Here is a 15173-nt window from a genome sequence, read left to right on the forward strand (position 1 = left end):
TTTACAGAAATGACCAATACTTCACTGGACGATTTTTACAAAAGAAACGGGGCCGCACAACCTGATGGTATTGCCCGTGAGATTGGTCATTTCAATATTTTTGAAAGCGAAAAACTCTTTAACAAGGCTGACGGCAGTCGTGTAATGCCCTACAGTCGCCGGGCCTACTACAAAATAAGCTGGCTGATGGGGAAAAGCAGGGCAGAATATGCAGACAAAGTGATCGATATCCAGGGAAACGCCCTATTATTCGCCACTCCTAAAATCCCTTATCACTGGATACCGGAAAACAGCGAACAAACAGGGATGTTCTGCATTTTTACCCCGGAGTTTTTATGGTCAGGCAAGACGGGGCTGCAACTGGATGAACTTCCCATATTCCAGGCGGGGCAAACACCCGTATTTGAAATTACAGCAGAAGAACAACAGGAGATTGAATATATCTTCAGGAAGATGCTCAAAGAAATGGGATCAGATTACAAGTACAGGTATGATCTGTTGAGAAACATGGTGCTGGAACTGATCCATTACGGTCAGAAACTGCAACCCATGACAGCGCTTGGAAATACCCAAAATGCATCAGAAAGAATATCCTCCCTCTTTCTTGAACTACTTGAACGCCAGTTTCCGCTGGAATCCACACAGCAGCGGCTGAGCCTGCGCACTGCAAAAGATTACGCTGAGCGTTTAGCCGTCCATGTGAATCACCTGAACAAGGTCTTAAAAGATGTTACCGGGAATACCACCACACGTTTGATCAGTAACAGGGTGGTCAGGGAAGCCAAGATTTTACTGAAGCAAACCGACTGGAACATTGTAGAGATCGCCTATACCTTAGGGTTTGATGACCTTGCGCAGTTTTCCAATTTCTTCAAAAAGGAAACTACCTTTTCGCCAAGTTCGTTCCGTGGTATAGTCTAAGAATGGAGCATAAAGCTTTGGACAGGTAGTTAAATCCCTATAAAAAAGACACGCCTGCAGTCCAGCCTATCCAGGCCTTATTTCTGCCGATATCCATCAGGCCGGGCTTATTTCTAATGAACTGTTCCTGTTCATTCAAAGGCCCCTTATCAAAGTACATATTAAAAGATGGCCCTGCGAAGAACGAAATCTTCGGGTTCATTTTGAAATTAACCAATGCACTCAGCCTGTTTACGGAATGTGTCTGGCTCCATTTATTTGCAAGGAGCGTTTGCGAAGAAATTTCTGCAGAGATGGAATAGCGGTTATTCAGGATAAAATCATGTCCCAGACCATAACCCAAAGTAAAGTAAGTAAGCCTGTCAGCTGGGTTTACTCCTGCAGAAAGTACCGCATACAATTTCTGGTTACCGGTTTTAAACGCAAGATTTACAGGTGCTATGTCGCTCGAGTAAGCCATGATCCTGTGATAACCGTTTACTGAAATATTCAGCAATCCAAGGGCGTAGCCGTTCAGCGTATCAGTGATGTTTACCAGGCCGAATGAAAACCCGTTCATCACCTTTGCCTTATTGAATAGCATTGCGAGCTGTGCCCCTTTTGCGGTATCACCAGTAATATTTGCTATTCCTGCAATGCGGAATCCCGAACTGTTCTTCTTTGCGAAATTTAGTATGGAAGATAGCTGTACACCGTTAACACTTCCTTTTGTACTGTTAAATATCCCTCCTATCTGTAGACCTTTCACACTATCAGTCACCATATTATAAGTAGTGGCCAGTTGAATGCCATTTACTTTTTTTAACACATTATTACCTATTCCAGCAATCTGCAGGCCATTAAAATTCCCTCCGGTAACATTGAAAAGTCCGGCTACCTGCAGATATTTTACATCCAGCCGGTTGATATTAAAGATGTAAGCGAACTCTACCCCATCCAGTCCTGCCGTATATCCTCCTATCAGATTGAATGAAAAATGGTTAACTACCTGGCTGCTCATCATCCCGCGGGAACTTAAACCTGGTGTTAATGAAGTCTGGAACGGTGCACTGGCAAAATAATTCCTGAGGTTAATCCCCTGCGTTCTTAGTTTCGATGAAATGAATATTCGCCCCAGCCAGCTTTTAGCAGCTTTATCAGGGTTTGATTGTTGGTTATAATCCGGCTCTCTGGGTTTCAACCCAATAGTCACATCAGTCAGGAAGTTCACACTGGCATCTTTGTAAAACTCCTTGCTCACTGTAAGCGTGATCATTCCTGCAGCTTTAACCCTGATCTTGAAATACCCTTTCTGATCACTTAGTGTGGAGATCAGTAGTCTTTTTTCATAAATACTGGCATTGGGGATGCCGAGTCCGCTGTGCTCATCCAGGATATAACCGCTGATATAATAACTCTGCTCCTTTCCGCCCACATTTTCGGCTTTCAGCGTCAACTCATTTGGCGCAAGGCGAAGCACTACATATCCAGGGCTCTCCTTATACTCTACATTGCCTTTAAACAAGGAATCCAATACTACGCTCAGCGGCTGATGGTCAATTGATAAGTTAACCAGGCTGTCCGCGTTGATCTGGTCATTACTGTACGAGAAATAAAAGCTGTTCCTTTTCCCGATAGTATCAAGCAAAGCTGATAGTTTAGTTTGCTTTACATGAATGCTGATATCCCTATCGAGTTTACTCTGCGCGGGGGCAGAGGATATCAGCAATCCCGATAGTATCATCACATAACAAACAATGCTGAAGGTATATTTCATTCCCCGTAGCTACTGTATGATGATTTTATCACCCTCGTGTACAATATGCGCATTAAAAGCAATCGCAATAACTTCCAGGATCGGATCCAGACTGCCTAATCTGAGCGTAGTGGTCAGTTTCCTGTTGGCCAGCACCTGATCAGGGATTTGAATATCAACCTTATACACCTCATTCAATACCTCCACAACACGCCACAATGGTGTTTTCAGGGCAACGAATTCCTTTGTGCGGTAATAGTTGTAGAAAGTATCTTTGGTTATTCCCTTTTTGAACTTGCCTGTTCCGTAATCTATATCCACTTTTTCTGTGGGCCTTAGCCTGATGGTTACCTTTTTCCTGCTCACCTCAACAATCCCGGTTTCCACAATAACTTCCGCCTTTGTCTTATTATTGCGGATATTAAATGAGGTGCCTACTACCCTGACAGCTGCATCATTGATATGTACTATAAAGGGTTGCTCCCGGTTATGCGCTACATTAAAGAACGCTTCTCCGCTCAGTAGTTTCATCTCCCTTGTATTGCCCGTAAATTTCTCAGGGTATACGGCTACAGAATTTTTGTTCAGTGTAATTATGGAGCCATCTGCCAGGGTATCTGTTTTTACCGTATCAAAACTCTGCAGGGTGATCAGTTCAGCCTTGGCCTGATAATACTGCGTAAACCAAACAAGGGCAGCACCCGCGATGAGCACCCAAACTGCTGCCATCTGCATCCATCGTACCGGTTTTTTTTGTTTTTCCAGTTTCCCTGCAGGCAGGTCAGGTTTTGCATCAGCTTGTGCTTCGTTTACAATAGCTTTAAACTCCTGCCAGGAAAGTTCTTCATCCAGTATGCTTTCTGTTTGTAATGTCTTGCTCGTTTCCCAGATCAGTCTGAAGTGTTCAAACTGCTGTACATTCGACTTATTTTCCTTCAGCCAGCCTGATACCTGTTCTTCTTCCGCCGCTGTGGCTTCGCCAATCACATATTTTATTAAAATCTCTTCCATATCCTTCTATTTAAACATGATCAACTGTTGGCTGATTAACCAGATGATCAGCGGCAGGTAATCAACCAGTCCGTGCCGGAGAATTTTTAATGCTTTGCCCATTTGTGCTTCCACAGTCTTTACGGAAATGCCCATCTGTTCTGCTATTTCGCGGTATTTCAGTTCTTCAAAACGGCTCAATTGAAATACTGTGCGGCATTTTTCCGGAAGGTTATTCATTACCTGCTGAAGTTTTCCTTTCAAATCATTAAGCTCAATACCGCTGTCGTGTTCCTCTGTATTTTTCATGGTGTATACCAGATGATCCTGGTGATGGAGCTTAACTTTTTGGTGACGGATGTGGTTGAGGCATTCATGATAGACAGCACTGTACAGATAAGCCTTGAGCGAGCCGTTGAAGTTGAGCGTACTCTTTCGTTCCCATAATTTAAGGAAGATATTCTGTACGGTTCCTTTAGCTGCTTCTTCGTCTTTGAGCATAGTGATCGCATAAACATGCAGCGGCTTCAGAAAATGTTTGTACACACCTTCGAAAGTTTTCTCATCTCCTGAAAGCAACAGGGGTATAAGCTGTTCGTTATTCAAATCCAAAATTCCGGCGATTTAGGGTTAAGCATTGTTTAACAATTATAGTTATTTACCAGGAAATGAGTACAAGTTCATCCCCTTCTGCTTATCAAACACGCCAGAATGGCTTTACCCTTATGCGGATGTTAAATTATTTGAGAAACTGCCCTGAAAAGAAAGCTAAGCAGCCGAGAGCACCCTGTAGAGCACGATGCATCCTACAGTGGCAGATCCTACACCTGCGGTTCCATTGATCCATTTAAAGACAGACATATTTTTCTGCAGATACCTGCTCATAGTAGATATTAGAACATAGCTGTAAATACTCATTGCCAGAATGATACCTGCAGATTCAATAACCAAAACCATGATTGAAGCCTGAATGGTAGCAGCACTGATTACAAGCGCTGTTGTTAAAGCGCCTCCTGTTCCGGCGAGCCCGTGGATCATGCCTACCCAGAAAGAGCGGGTCAGTGGGTTTACCGCAATCACTTCGCCATTTTTGCCATGCATGTGAATTGGCTTAGACTGGTCAGTATGCACATGGCTCTCTGCCAGTTCATTGGACAGTATCAGGTCGTTGATTTTTGCATTACTTCTGATCGCTTTGATGCCCAGTAAAATCATGATCGGGCCTACTGCAATCTCTGCCCACTCCGAAATATTCGTTATGTACTGATGCAGGGATGCTTTGAAAGCCAGCGCGATACCGCCAAAAATAAGGAGGGTAACGGAATGCCCCAGTGCCCATTGAGAAGCCCTGAAAATTACGCCCCATGATATTCTTTTTTTTCTGATCGCCTGTTCTGAAGCTAACACAGAGACGGCCGTAATATGATCAGGTTCAAAAGAATGTAAAATACCAGCCAGCAAAGGGCGGGTAAAATTCAGGAAACTCATGTTTTTATTTAAATAACGCTATAACCTTTTTACCAAGTGTGGCCACTCCAACCGCAAGTAAACCGGCAAGCAAACCTAGTACAAATTCCTTAATGATGGAAGGTATGTTAGGCATTAAATCATGAAAAAAGTGGATGTTGTGAACGAAAATACCTCCGGACACCAGTATCAGTGCGATGGTACCAACAACACCAAGGATTTTGATAATCACAGGCAGCGCTTTAACCAGAAAATGTCCCAGGGTTGCAAAAAAACCTTTATCCTCGGAACGTTTGATGAGCTTAAAGCCGGTATCATCCATTCTTACAATAATTGCAACTATACCATATACACCCACTGTTGCTAAGATGGCAACGATCGAAACGGTTACAATCTGTATCATCAAATTTTCTGCAGCAACTGTTCCCAGTGCAATAATCACGATTTCTACAGACAGAATAAAATCAGTAGTTACAGCTGATTTGATCTTGGCTTTTTCTGCCCCGGCCTCATCCTGTTTAGCAGCGGCAGGCTGGACAACAGTAGCTTTATGAGCAGGATCAGGACGATGAAAAATAAATTCAACAATCTTTTCAACTCCCTCATAGGCCAGGTAAAATCCGCCCAGAACCAATACAACTGCAATTGCAGCCGGAAAAAAAGCATTTAGCACTAAGGCAATGGGTACTATAATTGCCTTATTTACCAGGGAGCCTTTTGTGATTGACCACAATACAGGCAATTCCCTTGAAGATACAAAACCGGTGGCTTTTTCTGCGTTCACGGCCAGGTCATCTCCCAGAATACCGGCAGTTTTTCTCGTCGCTATCTTGGCTGTCAGCGCGACATCATCCATTAAAGCAGCTATATCATCTAAAATCGCAAAAAAACCTGAAGCCATATCTATTTGTTAAATGGCTGCAAAATATACATATGATTTGAATTATAAGTCATCTGACTCCATATCTTCTCCATTCAAAGCTTCCAGATCATATTCGTCTACGTTAGTTTCAGGGTTGTCATCCGGACTAAGTTCCAGATCCTCATTGCTGTTACCGGTGTCATTTGCAGAATTATAAGCTTCGCTCTTTATTTCCTCATTGATAGGTTTTTCTGGTGTAGTCGGGGCTTGTTCTGCTGAAATAATCAATTTGTTATCTATATCCAGTTGTTTTTCTTCATTTGATTCCATGATCGTATAATTTGATTAAAAAACAGCAGATGCCGGTTTTAGTTTTAAATGATAACTTTTGATGTGTTTGCTCTAAATCGTATTTTGCACGAAAATAAAAATAACAGAATGACAGAAAGTGATTTCCTTGTTTATTGCCAGAATCAGGTTAAAGGCCCTTTAAAAGACGAAGATATTATACTGATGCTGACAGCATGGGGACAGATCAGTTATAATTTAGGTTATAACCAGGCGCTGAAAGAACACCATATAGAAAAGAAAGAAGATCCCGGATCAGGTAAAGGATAAGACACCTGCGATCAGCCTTTACACTATCCTGCAGGCGTTTTATTAACAAATTAAATATTTTTTTGCAATCAAGTTTGCAAGCACACAACGAAATATCTTATATTTGATTATTCTATAATCAACCACCAAAAACCAAATAAACCTACACTAAGTAAAATTTTCTCAATTATGAACCCGCACTTGGACCCTACGGATTTGGGTATATTAAATCTGCTGCAGGAAAATGGAAGGCTAACCAATAAAGAACTTGCTTACAATCTCAACAGAACAATTTCTCCGATATTTGACAGGAGAAAAAGACTTGAAGAGATGGGATATATCAAAAAATATGTCGCGGTTCTGGACAGGGAGAAAATAACGGCAAGTATGGTCGCGTTTCCCCAGATTGTATTGAACAACCATAGCGAAGATGCGCTGGCCTCCTTTCAAAAAAGCGTGATTGAATTCCCCGAAGTACTCGAATGTTATCATATTACAGGTAACTACGATTTTATGTTAAAGATTATCATTCCTGATATGCATGCTTATAATGCATTTCTCCGGCAGAAGATCGCTACCCTGGAGAATGTAGGAAATGTACACAGTTCACTTGTGATTTCTCAGGCAAAAGCCGAAATTGGCTTACCCATCTTACTATAAAGGCCAGTTGAAAACCGGCCTTTAATGATTATTAACTATTATTTACCTATTTACCTCTGGCATCCACCATCGGGCAAAGTCTTTATGCTGTTTGATAATTATCGAAAGATAATTCTCTATTTGTATTCATCAGGGGCCGCTTTGAGTCTCCTTTCCCGGGCTCGTTGACAACGTAAAGTTGGGATTTGAAATTAAAAAATACTAACTGCTAAATGAATTAAGAAAATTTTGCTGTTGCCCGGTTCTACTTTGATATTTTCTCAGGTTCCAGGCCTTAAAATCCTTAAAAAGCAAAATAATATTGGTATCTCCGCTCGGCAGATAGACTTAATTTCTGTACCTGCGGCCAACAAAACCACTATCCTCCTGACTTAACGCGGTTCTGTTCCGCAGCTGAACCTTTATTGTGCTGCCTTGCAGCTTTGATATCATTGCTGCCAAAGCGGTACGTACAGGTTAAACGAAAGATCCTGCTTTCTTCCTTCTCGAATACCGAATAATTCTGACCCGGCAATGCGCTGGTAATACGCCATTTCTGCAGGTTGAAAACGTCATTTGCAGCCAGTTTCACATTGAACTTTTTATTGGCGAATGATCTGCTTGCGCCCAGATCGATACCGTACTGCGGTTTCAGCGCCAGGGTACCCTCTACCATTGATGACTGATAGAAACCAGACATCTCTATGTTTGTGCTTGTATTGAGACTGATAGTATGATTGGTATTGGCATTGAAAGCAAGTTTACCGCTACTGTAAGGAACACCAAGTAAGTTAGGTGTACTGAATTTATTATAGTAGACAGTCAGGTTATTATTGGTTGTCCACCATTTAAAGATATTCAGTGGTGAGTTCACATTGAGGTTATACGATTTCTTAACGGCCAGGTTCCTGGAGGTGATGAATAAGGTTTTCTGCACAGTATCTGATAACAGCACTCTTGTGATCGCATCATTGGTGTGGCTGTATCCGAATGTAGCATTAATCGTTTTCTTATAAGAATAGGAAACCTCAAAGGCATTCGTATACTGAGGATTTAAAAAGGGATTGCCTATTCCATAAGTATACAGATCCACAAAAGATATAAACGGGTTCAGATCACCGTAATCAGGTCTGTCTATTCTCCTGCTGTAGGAAAAACCAATCTCGTTATTTTTTGATAACACGTGGTTGACAAACAGGCTTGGGAAGAGGTTAAAATAATGGCGTTTGGATACCCTCTGTTCTGTAATGGAATTACCGGTAGAATTGGTTTGCTCAGCCCTTAAGCCCAGTTGTATGGTGGTTCCTGTAAATTCACGTTTCAGGTTCAGGTAGCCGGCGTTGATATTTTCATCGTATTTGAACTGGTTGCTGCGGCTGGCATCATTCTGCCAGTTGTTATTGAGGAAGTTCTCAAATATGGAGTTATTATCTGTGCTTACCACGCTGCTTTTAAGTCCCGCATCCAGCTTCATCTTTTTACTGAAGGGGTAAGTATAATCTGTTTTAACAGCAAACACATTCACTTCAGATGGGGCGAAACTTCTGAAGATATACGGAGATCTGTAGGGCTGTCCGTTGATATCAAGATAATTATTATTGTATTGATTGTCTCCTGAGTTTTTATATTTTGAGTAGTCGATATCAGCAGTGATTTCCTGTCCGGCGGTATCGATGGTTCCTTTGTAGTTCAGGTTATAAGTGATTCCCCGATAGTTAAACTGATTGGGATTATTTGCCAGCACTGAAGAATCCGTTTGCAGCGGCTGGCTCCCAATGAGCGTTAACACTTTGGCATCATTTGATCCCCCTCCGTTGTATCCGTTTACTGCCAGTCCTATCGTATTGGAATCATCAAGAAAGTAATCCAGTCCGCCTTTGAAATTGTAATTGCGCCTCGGGCCTTTGCCCTCGCTGGTCTGGTTGAAATAGGTTTGATCTGTGGTTGTATTGTTCACCCGCATGATATCCAGGTTATGATATTGCTTGCGGCGCGAATAATTAAAATCCCCAAATATATTGAACTTTTTTTCCCTGTGGTTCAAAGATATACCTGTATTGGCTTTGTAATACCTTCCGTATCCTGCTCCTGCATTGACTGATCCGTTGGTTCCATAATTTTTATTTTTCTTCAGTTTGATATTGATTATCCCTGAGTTGCCCGCGGCATCATACTTGGCCGAAGGGTTGGTGATCAGTTCGATGGACTGCACCGCATTGCCTTCTGTGGACCGCAATAAATTAGCCAGCTGCTCACTGGACATATAGGTAGGTTTACCGTCCAGCATTACCAATACTCCCTTTTTTCCTCTCAAACTGATGTTGCCATCTTTATCTACTGTTACTCCAGGAGCTTTTTGCAGGATCTCCAATGCGTTATTTCCAGCTGCTAAAACACTGTTTTCTATGTTTAAAACAGTTTTATCAACCTGTCTTTCTACCAGTGGTTTACGGCTTACAATCTCAACATTTTTCAGCTGTTTGGAGGTGGGTGCCAGTTCTACCTGGTCTACTGTATAAGTTTTATGTGTATCATTGATCAGGTATGGCCCTTTCAGTACTTTTGCATATCCAACCATATTGATGGCGATAATATACTGGCCGTCGGCTAGGTTAGAAAAAGCATAGGTGCCGTTTTCTTCTGTGATTGATCCTTTGATCAGTGTAGAATCCTTTGCTTTCAAAAGGCTCACTGAAGCGTAGGATAAGCTTGCATGTTTCTCGTCCAGCACTTTCCCGGACAGCTTTCCGGTACCAGGTTGCGCATGCGCTGCCGGCAACATAAAAAGAAATATAACGAATATCAGTATAGAAGGAATTAATTTTTTCATCTTCAAAGCATTTATATCTTTAAGATGTCAATTGTTGTTAAAACGTTACAGCCAATTGGCAATTAAATCGTTAAATACTTATTATCAGACATTTGCACATAAAAAAAGGGCTGCATAATATGCAGCCCTTGATAATTCTTCAGGAATATTAGTACCCACGGTGATGTCTTGGTCCACCATGACCGCGTCCGTGTCCGTGACCCCGGCCTCTGCCATTTTCCTGTACGTAGCATGAGCTTAACAATGATGCCGTAACCAACAGCAGCATTAAATTTCTGAATGTTTTCATTTGCGTGTTATTTAAATGTTTTCCTAACTTCTATTACATAGACTGTACCAATTCTGAAAGGATTAAAAAGAGATTAAAATATTTGGAGGGTTTTCTTCAATTATCGCTCATAAATATCAAATCATAACTGCAGAAAACGTTTTAACTCATTGCAGATAAGGCCATTCAAGAATATAAATATATTTTCAAAAACTCCATAAAGTTGTGTGTTTTACTATTTTAGGAAACCAGATAGCACGACCCTTTACCATGAACAACATCCAGAATATAGTTAGTATTGACGAGTACTCGATGACGCCGAAGTACCTGCAGCTGATCAATTCGATCCTGGACGGTATTCAATCCGGAGAAATTAAGAAGCATGACCTGCTTCCATCTATCAATGAACTGAGCTGTACATTGGAAACAGCCCGGAGCACTATTGAAAGGGCGTATAATGAATTGAAGAGAATGGGCCTTGTGACCTCGGTAGCAGGAAAAGGATATTTTATAGCCCAAACCAGTTACATCAGACCCACAAAAATCCTCCTGCTTTTCAATAAACTGAGTATCCATAAAAAGATGATCTATGATGCTTTTGCCGCTACCCTTGGTAATGAAGCCGCTATCGATTTTTATATCTATAACAATGACTATAAGTTATTCAAAAAAATATTAGAAGATAAGGCAGGGTGTTATCAGAAATGCGTGATTATCCCCAATTTCAATGAGGATAAAGACCTTGGCTATGAACTGATAGACTCTCTGCCAAAAAAGAAACTGATACTGATGGATAAACTGGCACATGGGATCAGCGGCAACTTTGGTGCAGTATACGAAGATTTTGAAAATGATATCTTTTCGGCACTGCAGCAGCTGGCGGATCTCCTGCATAAATACCATACACTCAAACTTATCTTCCCCCATAATACGTACCATTCAAAAAAAATCATTCAGGGATTCCGCCGTTTTTGCAGGCAATATGATTTGAAACACGAAATTCTGAACTGCCTGCGGGAGGAACAAATCGAAAGTGGATGCGTTTACATTAATCTGGTGGAGGACGACCTGGTGATGCTCATAGAAAAGATGATTGAGGGGAAATTCAAAGTTGGTAAAGATGTCGGTCTTATCTCTTACAATGAGATACCTATTAAAAAGATCATTTTGGATGGCATCACTACTATTTCTACTGATTTTACGCTCATGGGCGCGAAAACTGCTGAGCTTATCCTTCAGAATTCTGCTGAGCGTATTGCTGTTCCATTTAAAGTTACTGTTAGAAATTCACTGTAATCTGCAGCTTTACAGTAACTTAAAACCGGTATTCAATATAGCTGATAGATTTTATTCGTAAAACAGGAAAATAAATTTGCGTAATAAATATATTGTTGTACTTTTGCAATCCCAACAACAACGAAGGTTATTTATAACCAGACTTGTTGGTCAAGTTCGGGGTGTAGCGTAGCCCGGTATCGCGCCTGCTTTGGGAGCAGGAGGTCGTAGGTTCGAATCCTGCCACCCCGACTTAAACGAAAAAAACCTCTAAATTTAATTATTTAGAGGTTTTTTTCATTTATACATGTGCCCTATTCGGTACACCAATTTAGGATGATCCAAACAGAATAGATTGGTATTCATCCGCACATATCATATTTTTGTAATAGCTGTGGCCGTTTTATAGCCGACTTTATATCCTCAGCTGTTTATTTGATAACTGATTGTATCATAATGAAAAACAAACCGGAGATCAGCCTGAGGAATCTCGAAAAACTTGTAGAACAAGCAACCGGAAAAATAGCCAGGCGATGGAATGTACCAGATTGTGGCCTTTCTTCAGCTAGTAGATACAGTGTCCTATTGGAAGATAATACTAAGGTTTTTTTAAAAGCGGCAAACGACCAAGACACGGCAAGTTGGCTAAGGAATGAACATATAGTTCTATCCGCTCATACCAGTCACCTGATGCCGAAATTATAGCCTGGATTGATCAGTCCTCCATGTTTCCAATTTTAATAACTGAAGATCTTAGTGATGCTTATTGGCCTGCCAGCAACAATGGTGTTGCCTGGCGCAAAGGTGATATTGATAATTTATTTACTGGCATAAAAGCAATTTCAGAAATAAATGCCTCATCAATGCTACCTGCACAGCAGAAAGGAACGATATCGATCTGGTCAAAAATAACAGCAAATCCATCAGGATTTCTTCGTCTCAACTTATGTTCCGAAATATGGTTTAATAAATGTAAACAAACTTTAATAGATGCTGAATCAAAGGTCGATATTACTGGAGATTGCTTGGTACACGGTGATATGCGAAGCGACAATATATGTTTCAAAGGTCATCAGTCCATGTTTGTTGATTGGAGCCACGCATCCCGGGGAAGCAAGAACTATGATCTTTCAATGTTGCTACCCACACTTTATCTCGAAGCTGGACCGCTACCATTTGAAATCATGCCTGATGGCGGTAGAGAGGCATCACTTGCATGTGCCAGACATATTAAGCGAATAGCCGATAAACAAATGCCAGATTGGTTAAGAAAAATTTTTTTAAAGCTTATCGCAATAGAACTGGAATGGGCAGCCCAATGTTTGCAACTGTCCAAGCCAGATGGTGTTACATGGCAATCATTATAAAGTAAAGCGGCCTTTTTATCTATTATATCCGGCCATATATACATATTTGCAATAGATGTGGCCGGTTTAAATTTGTTTATTATCAAAAAAATAAGAACTAAAGCCGCTAAATAAATCTGTACCTATCTCTCAGATGATCCACAAATTCTTTACACCGCCCTTCATAGTGTGCCTTCATGATCAACAGCCTGTACTCCGTCTTATGGAAGAAATTCATCAACTGGCAATCCGTCACCGAATTCAACAGATAAAAGGTTTTGGGATCTTCTGCGGTATTGGCAAAGAAGGTGGTGGGATAATCAATTGATGGCAACCAGATTTTCTTGCCCAGCTTAAACCGCAGTTCAAGTTTGTAATATCCTTCAAACTCCTTCCACAGGAAACATAGTTCAGGAATTTCAGGTCTAAAAGTACAAGGCTTGAGCTCCTGCTTACGTGGTTTACCCTTTACGTTTCTCATAGCATATGTAAAATAGTAGTGGGTATACAATCTTCCTGCAAGTATTGGCATTGCCTGCTCCCATAACTCAAACATTTGTTTGAAATGATTCCCGTAAATTTGATCTTTCACGATCCATAAATGTGAAGCCTGATGTATGCTGATATGCTCCATCAGGGCGATCTTTTTCATCTCAAAACAAATTTCATTCAGCTGGTATTGTTCATCATCAAGATCTGTCAGAAACAGGTTTTGATCATTAAAAACATAACTTTCAAAACCTTTAACAGCAGTCTTGTTTTTATCCAAAACACCGACATAGGGGATAAGGAAAGGCCAGTGGTTACTGCCCCAGGCTTTGGGACGCATATCGGCCAGACAGAAGCCCAGTACGGGCGCGTCGCTTTTGGCTTTAGATTCCAGAATAGCGGGCACATGCTTGCGCGGCACAGAAAGATCAGCCGATAACACAGGCAGATCGTGCCCCGGTTTATAAAAACCATGGTATCTCGCTTTTAAATAGAACACCACCCTCCCCTGCATCTTTGTAATGACCATAAACTTACACACCCCTGTTACTGCATCAAAAAAGCCAGGCCAGTAATGGTACTCAAAATCAAAAGTCTCATGCGGTCCGATCATAGTAAGCAGCCCAAAGTAAGCACTGCGGCTTAAATAGCTTTCATCCGTATCCACACTGCAACTCACCAGCAGCGCAGTTTCTGTGACCTTCAGGTATACATACTCCGGTTCCTCTTTATGAATTCTTACACGTACTGTGAGTAATTCATTTACATATTCCAGTTCCTTGATATAGATGGGCATGTATTTCCTTTGCGGCGCTCTAAATGCGGATTGACTATTCAGGGTTTTCAGGCTGAGTTTTCGCGTGCCCGGATTAAATGGAAGAATGAAATAACTAGACATGATCAGTCTCCCTTCCTGTTTGCAAGTGCTTGTAAACTTCTGCCTCTATCGCCAGCAATTCTATTTTGTCACTGCACAAAGTTCCTGTCAGTTTAAGGAAAACAGCAACCTGATTGTACAATTTCTCGGCATCTGATTGTTCTACATGGAAATCATCTTTGTAACGCGCAGCGGAATAACTTTTAACCATTAGATCAAAGAGCCTTCTGCCCTCTTCACTTTCTTCCAGAAACAAGACCGACAGCGCAGGAGAAAAACTATCACATAATCGAAGTAACCTGTACAGGTTGTGTATATCTGAGCGGTAGGCCAGATGCACCCTAATCAAAGCGATACAGCATTGTTCAACAACCTGGTGCAGCATGAATACGCTTAATTGATACTTTCCTTTACGCAAACATTCCATCGCGCTTTCCAAAAAGCCCGTAGCAATATCTGTTCGGTGCCGGTAATGCTTTCTGGCTTTTACCGCAGCCTGCGTAGGGATGAAATCAGGCACCTGAAAAGACCTGATCATTCCATCATGGCTGTATAGTAATTCCCCACTGTTGGCAACAGTGATGAAAAATCTATTATTAGCCCTTACCGCTTCTGTGAGTGTTTCTTTTCCATGCACCAGCAAAGTAATTGTGCCATGCTGAAACTGATCATTGGCATAATTCTGTACTTCGTGTTCGATTCTGGTGGAGCTTTCAGTAATCATCAGCAAATAATACCTGCATGCTTCATCAGCAGAATTGTCAATGAAGCAACCTGATTTACGGCTTGACTCTACAAACTGAGCAAAACAGTAGATGTATAAGGGTTTAAACTTTTCAGCAAGCACTTTGATAAATGCCGAGAACTGTTCTTTATG

The 15173-nt window shown here is 41.3% G+C and carries 15 protein-coding genes and 1 tRNA gene; 6 read left to right on the top strand and 10 right to left on the bottom strand.

Annotated features, from left to right (window positions below):
• Positions 1-9 precede the first annotated feature (9 nt).
• Positions 10-921 carry a helix-turn-helix domain-containing protein gene (locus tag ABWY16_RS01425; protein WP_353902867.1) on the top strand — a complete coding sequence of 304 codons (912 nt, stop codon included), beginning with the start codon at positions 10-12 and terminating at the stop codon, positions 919-921.
• Between the two features lie 37 nt (positions 922-958).
• Here the strand turns inward: ABWY16_RS01425 and ABWY16_RS01430 are convergent, their stop codons facing one another.
• From ABWY16_RS01430 to ABWY16_RS01455, 6 genes are all read right to left on the bottom strand, one after another.
• Positions 959-2677, bottom strand: coding sequence for a carboxypeptidase-like regulatory domain-containing protein (locus ABWY16_RS01430; RefSeq protein ID WP_353902868.1), 1719 nt, complete (start codon positions 2675-2677; stop codon positions 959-961).
• A gap of 9 nt (positions 2678-2686) precedes the next feature.
• Entirely contained in the window at positions 2687-3667 is a 981-nt protein-coding gene (locus tag ABWY16_RS01435) for a FecR family protein (protein ID WP_353902869.1), read from the bottom strand.
• A gap of 6 nt (positions 3668-3673) precedes the next feature.
• On the bottom strand, positions 3674-4258 hold the full coding sequence (locus ABWY16_RS01440; RefSeq protein ID WP_353902870.1) for an RNA polymerase sigma-70 factor: 585 nt from the start codon (positions 4256-4258) through the stop codon (positions 3674-3676).
• A 156-nt stretch (positions 4259-4414) separates the two neighbouring features.
• Complete coding sequence (locus tag ABWY16_RS01445; protein ID WP_353902871.1) at positions 4415-5134, bottom strand: cytochrome c biogenesis protein CcdA; 720 nt, start codon at positions 5132-5134, stop codon at positions 4415-4417.
• 4 nt (positions 5135-5138) lie between these two features.
• Complete coding sequence (locus ABWY16_RS01450; protein WP_353902872.1) at positions 5139-6014, bottom strand: DUF808 domain-containing protein; 876 nt, start codon at positions 6012-6014, stop codon at positions 5139-5141.
• Between the two features lie 42 nt (positions 6015-6056).
• Entirely contained in the window at positions 6057-6305 is a 249-nt protein-coding gene (locus tag ABWY16_RS01455; protein ID WP_353902873.1) for a hypothetical protein, read from the bottom strand.
• Between the two features lie 108 nt (positions 6306-6413).
• Between ABWY16_RS01455 and ABWY16_RS01460 the strand changes: the two genes are divergently transcribed.
• Positions 6414-6593, top strand: a complete 180-nt coding sequence (locus ABWY16_RS01460; RefSeq protein WP_353902874.1) for a hypothetical protein — start codon at positions 6414-6416, stop codon at positions 6591-6593.
• A 168-nt stretch (positions 6594-6761) separates the two neighbouring features.
• Positions 6762-7232: an Lrp/AsnC family transcriptional regulator gene (locus ABWY16_RS01465; RefSeq protein ID WP_353902875.1), complete on the top strand. Its 471-nt coding sequence runs from the start codon at positions 6762-6764 to the stop codon at positions 7230-7232.
• A 358-nt stretch (positions 7233-7590) separates the two neighbouring features.
• Here ABWY16_RS01465 and ABWY16_RS01470 read toward each other — a convergent pair whose 3' ends face one another.
• A complete protein-coding gene (locus tag ABWY16_RS01470; RefSeq protein WP_353902876.1) occupies positions 7591-10041 on the bottom strand; it encodes a TonB-dependent receptor domain-containing protein in 2451 nt (816 codons plus the stop codon).
• Between the two features lie 148 nt (positions 10042-10189).
• Positions 10190-10330 carry a hypothetical protein gene (locus ABWY16_RS01475; protein WP_353902877.1) on the bottom strand — a complete coding sequence of 47 codons (141 nt, stop codon included), beginning with the start codon at positions 10328-10330 and terminating at the stop codon, positions 10190-10192.
• Positions 10331-10579: 249 nt separating this feature from the next.
• Here ABWY16_RS01475 and ABWY16_RS01480 point away from each other — a divergent pair, with 249 nt between their 5' ends.
• The 3 genes from ABWY16_RS01480 (at position 10580) to ABWY16_RS01490 (ending at position 12951) form a co-directional block, all read left to right on the top strand.
• Positions 10580-11605, top strand: a complete 1026-nt coding sequence (locus ABWY16_RS01480; RefSeq protein ID WP_353902878.1) for a GntR family transcriptional regulator — start codon at positions 10580-10582, stop codon at positions 11603-11605.
• Between the two features lie 157 nt (positions 11606-11762).
• A tRNA-Pro gene (locus ABWY16_RS01485) sits at positions 11763-11836 on the top strand.
• Positions 11837-12309: 473 nt separating this feature from the next.
• Positions 12310-12951, top strand: coding sequence for a phosphotransferase (locus ABWY16_RS01490; RefSeq protein WP_353902879.1), 642 nt, complete (start codon positions 12310-12312; stop codon positions 12949-12951).
• Between the two features lie 106 nt (positions 12952-13057).
• Here the strand turns inward: ABWY16_RS01490 and ABWY16_RS01495 are convergent, their stop codons facing one another.
• Both ABWY16_RS01495 and ABWY16_RS01500 read right to left on the bottom strand, forming a co-directional pair.
• On the bottom strand, positions 13058-14317 hold the full coding sequence (locus ABWY16_RS01495; RefSeq protein ID WP_353902880.1) for a hypothetical protein: 1260 nt from the start codon (positions 14315-14317) through the stop codon (positions 13058-13060).
• Positions 14310-15173, bottom strand: an 864-nt coding sequence (locus tag ABWY16_RS01500; protein ID WP_353902881.1) for a HEPN domain-containing protein, incomplete at its 5' end; no start/stop codon positions are given. The genes ABWY16_RS01495 and ABWY16_RS01500, both read right to left, overlap by 8 nt.

Source organism: Pedobacter sp. (assembly GCF_040513095.1).
In the GTDB taxonomy this organism is placed as follows: Bacteria; Bacteroidota; Bacteroidia; order Sphingobacteriales; family Sphingobacteriaceae; genus Pedobacter.

Excerpts from the sequence above, each read along its gene's own strand:
- ABWY16_RS01465 (WP_353902875.1), top strand. The coding sequence starts at position 6,762 with ATGAACCCGCACTTGGACCCTACGGATTTGGGTATATTAAATCTGCTG.
- ABWY16_RS01430 (WP_353902868.1), bottom strand. The coding sequence starts at position 2,677 with ATGAAATATACCTTCAGCATTGTTTGTTATGTGATGATACTATCGGGA.
- ABWY16_RS01475 (WP_353902877.1), bottom strand. The coding sequence starts at position 10,330 with ATGAAAACATTCAGAAATTTAATGCTGCTGTTGGTTACGGCATCATTG.
- ABWY16_RS01460 (WP_353902874.1), top strand. The coding sequence starts at position 6,414 with ATGACAGAAAGTGATTTCCTTGTTTATTGCCAGAATCAGGTTAAAGGC.
- ABWY16_RS01450 (WP_353902872.1), bottom strand. The coding sequence starts at position 6,014 with ATGGCTTCAGGTTTTTTTGCGATTTTAGATGATATAGCTGCTTTAATG.
- ABWY16_RS01455 (WP_353902873.1), bottom strand. The coding sequence starts at position 6,305 with ATGGAATCAAATGAAGAAAAACAACTGGATATAGATAACAAATTGATT.
- ABWY16_RS01425 (WP_353902867.1), top strand. The coding sequence starts at position 10 with ATGACCAATACTTCACTGGACGATTTTTACAAAAGAAACGGGGCCGCA.
- ABWY16_RS01435 (WP_353902869.1), bottom strand. The coding sequence starts at position 3,667 with ATGGAAGAGATTTTAATAAAATATGTGATTGGCGAAGCCACAGCGGCG.
- ABWY16_RS01445 (WP_353902871.1), bottom strand. The coding sequence starts at position 5,134 with ATGAGTTTCCTGAATTTTACCCGCCCTTTGCTGGCTGGTATTTTACAT.
- ABWY16_RS01480 (WP_353902878.1), top strand. The coding sequence starts at position 10,580 with ATGAACAACATCCAGAATATAGTTAGTATTGACGAGTACTCGATGACG.
- ABWY16_RS01470 (WP_353902876.1), bottom strand. The coding sequence starts at position 10,041 with ATGAAAAAATTAATTCCTTCTATACTGATATTCGTTATATTTCTTTTT.
- ABWY16_RS01495 (WP_353902880.1), bottom strand. The coding sequence starts at position 14,317 with ATGTCTAGTTATTTCATTCTTCCATTTAATCCGGGCACGCGAAAACTC.
- ABWY16_RS01490 (WP_353902879.1), top strand. The coding sequence starts at position 12,310 with ATGTTTCCAATTTTAATAACTGAAGATCTTAGTGATGCTTATTGGCCT.